Annotated in this window: 8 protein-coding genes; 2 read left to right on the plus strand and 6 right to left on the minus strand. The window is 71.2% G+C overall.

Going from position 1 to position 7931, the window contains the following annotated elements; translation table 11 throughout:
• The first annotated feature begins 979 nt into the window (after positions 1-979).
• A complete protein-coding gene (locus tag SM793_RS35890; protein WP_320443331.1) occupies positions 980-1540 on the plus strand; it encodes a hypothetical protein in 561 nt (186 codons plus the stop codon).
• A gap of 246 nt (positions 1541-1786) precedes the next feature.
• Here SM793_RS35890 and SM793_RS35895 read toward each other — a convergent pair whose 3' ends face one another.
• The 6 genes from SM793_RS35895 to tap all read right to left on the minus strand — a co-directional run bounded on the left by SM793_RS35895 (position 1787) and on the right by tap (position 6679).
• A complete protein-coding gene (locus tag SM793_RS35895; RefSeq protein ID WP_320443332.1) occupies positions 1787-2113 on the minus strand; it encodes a hypothetical protein in 327 nt (108 codons plus the stop codon).
• 95 nt (positions 2114-2208) lie between these two features.
• The gene (locus SM793_RS35900) at positions 2209-2397 is read right to left on the minus strand and encodes a hypothetical protein (protein ID WP_320443333.1); all 189 of its coding nucleotides are present in this window, start codon (positions 2395-2397) and stop codon (positions 2209-2211) included.
• Between the two features lie 215 nt (positions 2398-2612).
• On the minus strand, positions 2613-2831 hold the full coding sequence (locus SM793_RS35905) for a hypothetical protein (RefSeq protein WP_320443334.1): 219 nt from the start codon (positions 2829-2831) through the stop codon (positions 2613-2615).
• 75 nt (positions 2832-2906) lie between these two features.
• Positions 2907-3446, minus strand: a complete 540-nt coding sequence (gene tpg / locus SM793_RS35910) for a telomere-protecting terminal protein Tpg (RefSeq protein WP_320443335.1) — start codon at positions 3444-3446, stop codon at positions 2907-2909.
• A 67-nt stretch (positions 3447-3513) separates the two neighbouring features.
• On the minus strand, positions 3514-3882 hold the full coding sequence (locus SM793_RS35915; RefSeq protein WP_320443336.1) for a hypothetical protein: 369 nt from the start codon (positions 3880-3882) through the stop codon (positions 3514-3516).
• A gap of 106 nt (positions 3883-3988) precedes the next feature.
• The gene (tap, locus tag SM793_RS35920; protein ID WP_320443337.1) at positions 3989-6679 is read right to left on the minus strand and encodes a telomere-associated protein Tap; all 2691 of its coding nucleotides are present in this window, start codon (positions 6677-6679) and stop codon (positions 3989-3991) included.
• 560 nt (positions 6680-7239) lie between these two features.
• On the opposite strand from tap, the gene SM793_RS35925 reads away from it, so the two are divergent.
• A complete protein-coding gene (locus tag SM793_RS35925) occupies positions 7240-7680 on the plus strand; it encodes a hypothetical protein (protein ID WP_320443338.1) in 441 nt (146 codons plus the stop codon).
• Positions 7681-7931: the final 251 nt, after the last annotated feature.

Consider the following 7931-nt stretch of genomic DNA (forward strand, 5'->3'; position numbering starts at 1 on the left):
ACGAACGGCCCCCCGACGACAACCCTGTCCAACCCCCCACGGTCTACCCGCGGTCGACCCGCTCGGCAGGCCGGGGCCCCGCGTTCGCGGGCAGGTGGACGGAGCTGTCGCCCCAGCCGTTGACCAGCACGTCGTCCCCCGGGCCGAGCGGCTTGGTGGACGGCTTGGAAGCCGCAGGTGAAGCGGTCGGAGGAGAGGGATGAGGGGTGGCATCAGCCGGCGAACTGAGGCCGACTGCCAGAGAGATAGCCAGAAAGAGGACACCCGGCATCCCCATTGTGTGCCATATGCCGGCTTTCCGGCGGATCCTGGATAGTTGCATCAGTCGCTGACGATCCTTAGGCAGACGGATTCGAGCGTGCTTGATGTCACCACACCGCAGGGACACATTGGCGTAGCCATGAAATCCATGCACGGGTGGCGCTTTGGCGCAGATGAAACGTCGCTTGGCGATGCGCTGCCGAAGCTCCGGCCGAGCGGACCGACGGTTCCCCCTATGGTCCATGCGACATGTGCGCATCATCAACAACCTAGGCGATGGTTCGCATCCGACGCTACCGGTTTCGCCGAACTCCGCCCTGACCAGGGCCTCTTGAGATAAGTTGAAGAGGTCACGACAAATGGCCGTCCCGCTATGTCTGCTATGCGCACTGTCGACCTCGGCGCCTTCGTCTCGTATGCATCGCACAACGGTCGCTTGACACTGCGTGGCGGCCATGATGAGAATCCGTTAGCAGCCGGGCCCACGGCCCCTGCTGGGGGATGGAACCTTTGGGGGGTTCTCTCGCAGCGTCTTGGGGGAGACGCCTGCTTCTGTCACGTCGCGGGCATTGCCCGGCTTCTGCAATCAGCACACCGCGTCAGTTCGTAGCAAGATCCACGGCCCGACCTCGGCCAGTGGCAATCGGTCGGCTCATGCGACCCATCGCGCCTTGGAAGCTGAACGCGCACGGACCATTCGACCGTCTACACACACTCCTTGGAGATCTCGATGTCATCTCGACTGGCGACCCGGATCCTGAAGTCCACGGCAATTGCCGCAGCGGCACTGGCGCTGGCGGGAGCCACCGTACTGCCGGCCTCAGCTCAGAGCCTTGGCACAACGGCCGGTGCAACGACTGTCCACAACGGCACCCCCACGCTCAGCGTTACCTTGGAGGGCATCGGTGCTGCTGCCGGGAGCAGCGGTTGGACGTTCAACATCACCGCGACGAATCACACCGGCGCCGGCTACCAGCACTTTGCCCCCAGCATCGGGATCCTCAGCAACGGACTGACGGCAGCAAACGCGCACGCGATCGGAGGGGCACCCTACATTCCCATCATCAAGCTGACCTCCGCTGCCGACTCGACGCTCTGGACCGACCCGGCGGCGCTCGACCAGCCTCTGGCAGACGGCCAGACAGCCGTCTACACCGTGACTGTCATAACGCCCACCACCGTCTTCTACACGCTCTCATCCGTCAACGTGTCGAGCCAGGCAACCGCCGACGGCCGATTCGTTATCGGCAACTCGCTGGACTTCCCCGCCGAAGGATAATCCAGCTACCCATGGGAGGCTTGGGGGCCGAGGCCTCGGGTCCCAAGCCTCCATTGAGGATCGCCTCCACCCGCTCCATGCCGGTCCACACCCGATCGGCGCGCTCTCCGCCCGTGTCGGACAGCTCGATCCAGCGGGACAGCAGGCGGCTACTGAGGGACCGCAGCCTTTCGTCACTCAATGTCACGGTAAGAGCGTAGCGGGTGACGGCGGGCGGCGGACCGGGTCGGGGAATCCGACCGCAGCCTACAGGTGCGGGCCGATCAGCAGCACGGTGAGCACCGCGCCGCTCCCGCGGCCGTGGGCCTGGTCGCCGCCGTCGGCCGGGCCCCAGGTCCAGTAGACCCTCCAGGCGCCGGCGCCGGTCTCGATGTAGGAGTCGAAGACGCGGCGGTGGCCGTGGCCGGGCAGCGCGCGGTAGCGGTGGGTGCGCAGGCCGGGGTGGCGCGGGTCGGCGGCGAGCCGCTCCAGCGCGCGCCGCACCCGGCGCAGCTTCGCGGCGTCGGCCCGCCGCCCCTTCTCCAGGCAGGTGAGGGTGCGGGCGGCGGCGGGGGTGTAGTGCAGCGTCGGCATCGCGGTCTCCTTCGGTGCGGGGCATGCGAAGAGGGCCCGGCTCCCCGGTGTGCGGGGAGGCGGGCCCTCGGTGGGCGGGTCGGGCTGCGGCCGGGTCAGCCGGCGGGGTCGGCTTCCCGGCCCGTGGCCGCGATGCACTCGACGTCGAGCTGGTCGGCGTAGCCGGTGAGGTCGGCGGCGTAGAACTCCGCGGTCCGGCGGCAGTCGGTGTCGTCGCAGGGGCAGGCGGTCCAGCTCGCGGCGATGGTGCGCAGCAGGAGGGTGACGGCGGTGGTCGGCATCATCAGCTGGCCGCTGAGCAGGTCGTGGACGACGGTCAGCGGCCGGGCGCGGCGCCGGTGTGGTCGAAGTGGTCGCTCATTCTGTTCTCCGAATTTCGTCGGTGAATTCTTTTCGGGGTCGCGCAAATAGAAAGTCCCGGCCGCTCGGGGCGGCCGGGACGGTGTTTTTCGGCGACACGGAGGGCGCCATAATGGGGTGTGGAGGGTGGTCGGGGGTCTCAGCCGGCGGTCTGCCGGTGCCGGTCGCAGGTGAGGAAGCCGGAGCAGGGCACCTCGGGGTCGCAGCCCTCGGCGGGTGCGGCCCAGGCGAGGGTGGCCACGGGGACCGCCAGGCCCCGGGCGGCGCAGGCGTCGCAGACGAGGAACCCCGCACAGGGCGCCTGGGGGTCGCAGGTGACGGTGTCGAAGCGGGCGGGATCGGCGGTGGTGTCGGCCATGAGGTGCGGCTCCGGTGTGGTCGGGGTGGGTGGGCGGGGCGGGCGGCCCGAAGGACCGGGGCCGCCCGGGAGCCTCTACAGCTCCAGGTCCATCCACGAGATGTCGTTCAGCTCGACGTCCAGGCGCCGGGCGCGGCCGCCCTGGCGGAAGTAGTGCTCGCCGAGGGCGTCGGCCAGGATCTGTTCCTGCTCGGCCTGGTCGGCGCCGGCGTCCCGGGCGGCGTAGAGCTGCTGGGCGACGGAGCCGGGCATCTTGTGGGTGATCGGGCGCTGGCGGGGGTCGTCGGTGGAGCCGGACGCCGCGCTGAAACCGAAGGCGGCCTGGATGTGCAGGGTGAAGCCGTTCTTCTCGGCGTCGCGGCGCACCCGCTGCTTCACCCGGGGCTGCCACTTGGTGCGGACCCGCTGCTCGACCTTCTTCGCGGCGGCGGGCTTGGGGGTGCCCTGGCCCTTGAGCCAGCGCTGCACGGTGCGCTGGCTGACGCCCAGGTCGGCGGCGAGCTGCTTGGTGGAGCCCTTGGCGTCCTTGAGCAGGAACCGCATCCGGGCCTGAACGGACTGCGGGATGGGGCGGGTGCGCTCGGCACGCTCCAGGCCCTCGTCGATCTCCCCCATGTAGCTCTCCTTCTAGGTGGTGGCGGTGGTGGGGGCCGCCCGGCGGCGGGCGCCGGGCGGCCGGGGTTCAGCGGGTCCAGCCGATGAGGGTGAGGCGGTGGCCGCGCTCTGCGAGGTCGCGGCGAGAGACGGCTTCCTCGTGGGCGTGGACCAGCGGCAGCACCAGGTCGCCGCCGTCGCCGTCGGCGGTCGGGATGTCGTTCCACACGCCGCCCGCCTCGTCCAGCCACAGGGCGGTGTGGTCCTCGCTCGGCGCGGCGGCCGGCGCCACGATGCCCGCGGCCCGCGCGGCGCGCAGCCAGGTGTCGGCCTGCTCGGTCAGCTCGGCCCGGACCGCCGGCTCCAGGCGCTCCCAGGCGACCGGGCTCTGCCTGGCGTGGCGCCAGTGGGCGGCGGCGAGCTGCTCGGCGCGCGGGTCCTGCTCCAGGTCCTGCACGGGGTCGCTCCCCTTTCTGGTCCGGCCGCCGGTCGGCGGCCCGCCGCTGACAGGTCGTGCAGGTGCGGGCCGGGCCCGCACGGTTGCGGGCCCGGCCGGGGTGCGGCTACTCGTCGGCGGACACAGCGCCGCCGGTCTTGATGTGCCGGGCCGGGTTGACGTCGTCGGCGAGCATCTCGGCGATCTCCGGCATCGGCCTGCTGCCCTCGAACTTCACCAGCCCCGGCGACACCCCAAGACGGAGCGAGGTGGTGAGGGTGCCGTCCGACTTGGTGAGGACATCCAGGGCGCCGGGGCCGGGCGAGGCGAAGACCGCGCAGTCGGACAGGATCGCGAAGGCGTGCAGGCCGGTGTCGGCGTACATGCGGCGCAGTTTGCGGTGGAGGTTGACGGTGGCGGTGTCGATGACCAGGGCGCGCATCAGCGGGTCCCAGGTCGGGCGGTCCAGGGCGGCCCAGCGTTCGCCGGGGGTGTATCCGTGGCCGCGGGGGCGTTCGCGCATCTTGCCGATGGTGCCCTTGGCGGTCTGCTTGATCGCGGTGAGCACCGCCAGCTCCGCCGCATCGCCCTGGCCCGCCTTGATGGCCGCCATCTTCTCCAGGAAGCCGACCGGGTCGGTGTCGGCGAGCTTCAGCGGCACGCCCAAGGCCGCCATCGTGTCCAGGTATGCCTGGCGCAGGCGTTTGTGCCACGGGTCCAGGTAGGGGCCGTACTCGTGGCGCAGCCAGCCCTCCAGGGGCTGCGGGCGGGCGCCGAGCTCGATGGCGTAGGCCACCTTCACCGTGGAGTACCAGGCCGGCCCGGTCGGGCGGGAGCCGTCCGCGGTGAACGGGCTCGGGAGTAGGGGGTTCGTGTCGACGTGGGAGAGGTCGACCAGCCACGACCCGGGGATCTTCGGGTCGAACGTGGGGTTGAGCTCGTGGACCGGGCCGGACAGCGGCAGCGTCAATCTGCCGGCGGCGGCGAGGAACGCCATGTTGACGTCGAGGCCGACCGCGAACGGCGCCGCCTGCTCGTCGTCGGTCAGGTCGCGGTGCCAGTCCCATGCCTCGGTCACCAGCTCGCCGCCCTCCTCCCGGTCCTGGGCGAGGGGGTGGACGTCCGGGACCTCCGGCGGCGCCGGGTCGAAGCCGTCCTTCGGCCTCGAGCCCTCCACCGGACCGGACGTCCAGCCCACCGCGGTGCGCACCGCGCGGGTCGGCGGGCGCAGTGCGGTGACGAGTTCGAGGCCGGAGACGGCGGTGGAGCCGCGGGGGATGAGGACGCGGGTGGCGTAGGTGCCGAGCAGGCGGGCCAGGTCCGGGGCCGGGAGGCCTTCGGGGATGGCCCAGCCGCCGGTGGCGAGCGCGCCCCAGGCGGGGATGCACAGCTGGACGCACTGGCGGCGGCCGTCCTCGGGGGTGCGGTAGATCCGCGCCCACGGGCCCAGGCCGCGCTGGGTGAGCTGCCAGCCCACCTTCTCCAGCGCCTTGACCGTCTTGTGGGTCTTCGGCAGCTGGCCCAGGCGCTGGACGAACTCGCGCTTCTCGTCCCGGCCCATCGGCGGCAGTCCCAGCTCCGCCAGCGCGGCGTCGGTGACGACCAGCAGGGCGTCGCCGTCCTTGCCGCGCCGGTGCAGGCGCGGTGAGCCGAGCTTCGCCTCGAACGCCCACTCCACCACGGCCGCCAGGGTGCGCCCGGACGGCGCGGACGACGCCACCGTGCCGTCGGCGAGGTAGGCCACCAGGCTCTTACCGTCCGCGGCGACGTCCAGCACCGCGAGGGGACCTGCCGGGAACCGCACGGCCGCCGCCGCCTCCCAGTCCGACGACCCCTCAGCCGCGGCGGCCTTCTTCGCCGGGGCCTTGCGCGCCCGCGAGGACGCCGCCGGGCCGGACGCGGGGGCGGGCGCGGCGCGGCGGGGCGCAGCGATGGGAGCGACCGAGGCAGCCGGCTCCGACGACGCCCCGGCAGGGCCGTCCGCGGGGGCGGTCGGCGCGGCTGTGGCGGCCGTGGTCGCGATGTTCGGGTGGCGGGCGAGTGCCTCCAGAGCCGCCTGCGACGGCCCGGCCGGCTCCAACCGGGCCTGCCGCTCCACTCCCTGGGCGGGCGTGGTGTGCTCAGCTGTGGAGGCCTCGACGAGCGCGTCCACCGCCTCGGCCGGAGCGCCCCGGACCAGGGCGGCGATCCCGGTGTCGGGAGTGCACCAGCCGCCCATGTGCATCGCACGGCCCTGCGCGCGGTACGGCGTCGCACGCCCGCACCGCACACACGGCGCCGGCGGCCCGGCCACCAGCTCCCCGGCCGCCGTCCGGTCCAACTCGACCACGGCCAGGTCCTGCTGCACGCCGCCGAACACCGCCGGGGCGGGCGCAGCAGTGGCGGAGGCAGCCGGAGCCGGTCCCGGCTGCCGAACCACTGCGGGCCCGGACGCGACGGTGGCCGCCGGGACCGGGGCCGGCACGGCGGTCGGCGGTGCGGGAGCCGGCCCGTCGGCCGGGGCCTGGACGGTGGGACGCACGAGACCGGCGGCCTGCGCGCGGCGCAGCCACTCGGCGGGCTCGACCGTGCCGTGCTGCAGCGCCAGCATCGCCAGGAACCGGATGTAGACCTCACGCTTGGGCGGGCGCGGGTCCGTCGTCCCCGCCTCCCAACGCACGATCGTCTCCCGCCGCGTCTTCAATGCCGCGGCCAGCTCCTCCTGGGTGTAGTCGCCCACCTTGCGCAGCCGCTCCCGCTCCGCCGGCACCGGCAGGTCGTCCACCGGACGCGGCCGGGCCAGCAACGCGTCGATCGACGCGAACAGGTCGTCAGTCACAACCTCACCGCCACATCACACACCCTAGCGTGAAAGTAACTTCTGGATCGCACATTTCAAACTAGCATCACCGGTTCGGGGCATGCCGAGGGCACGCTGCTGACAACAGGGGGTCTGTGCACCGGCCGGACGGGGGTCTCCCCATGAGCCGGACACCCTCAAGAGAAGTGGAAAGAGAACGTTGGCCCCTCCCGGACGCCGATGGCCCGGTGCAGGTGGCTATGCGCGCGACGCGCAAGCCTGGCCGGCCTTTACCGAACCACGGTGACCCCGACCGCGTGGAGCCCGTGCAGGTCGAGACAACTGCATGCGCTTCCGCCGAATTTCTTGATGCAAGAATGAGCCGCCGGTCGTAAACCGGAGAGAACCAGACAATCGCGCAGTGACATATTGGCCACGAAGCGCCACCGGGACAGAGTATCTAGACAGCACGAACTACTTGAAGTCATTCTCTGCTTCTCGTGTCGAGGCCCTAGAAATCCGGCCCTTCGAACCGCATGCTTGCGACTAGCCCGAAGCAGCCACCCGCTGAAGACCTGTCACGTCATTTCTGGGGGACCATGAAGAAGCTTTTCACGTGTGCAGCGATGGCTTTGGCCCTTGTACCCGCACTGATCCCCAGCGCCACCGCGCAGGCAGCGCCGGTGTCGGACGGGCCTGCCGCTGTCAGCGAAGCCTGCGACTGGAATTTCCCCGGAAACGGGCCTGCCAAGGCAATAATCCTGTGTAATTCCTGGCCTGCCCAGTTGATCTGGCCGGATGGCCGGGGGGAGTACGTGGTCATCGGTAGTGACCGTCAGGTCTGGCACAGCTATCAGTACAGCCCGAACGGGTCGTGGTCCGTCTGGGGAACCCTCGGTAACAGCCATGACGTCCGGAGCGGTGTCTGGAGTTGGTTCTCCAATGGATACCCCACCGTGGAGGTGCTCGGTGGTGACGACCGCTACTGGTGCAACAGGTACATCGGCAACGGCACGTGGAGCAACTGGGACGTCTGCTGAACGCACCCGGACCGACCCGGCCCCCTCTCGAACCACTCCGACAGACCCGGGGGTGGCGTCATGGGTGACGCCACTCCCGGCATCACCCATGACGCCCAAATCTAGAACCCGAACTCCAGAACCGCCGCTGCGCTCGTCCTTCCGGACGGCCGTAGGCCCCTGACGGGTGGCTGCGCGCGAGCGCGCGCGCCCCCGCCGCCCGGAACCGGCCGACACGGACTGACGGGCTGTGCGCCGCTGCACCGTCGGGG

The organism is Kitasatospora purpeofusca (assembly GCF_034043715.1).
GTDB lineage: Bacteria > Actinomycetota > Actinomycetes > Streptomycetales > Streptomycetaceae > Kitasatospora > Kitasatospora purpeofusca_A.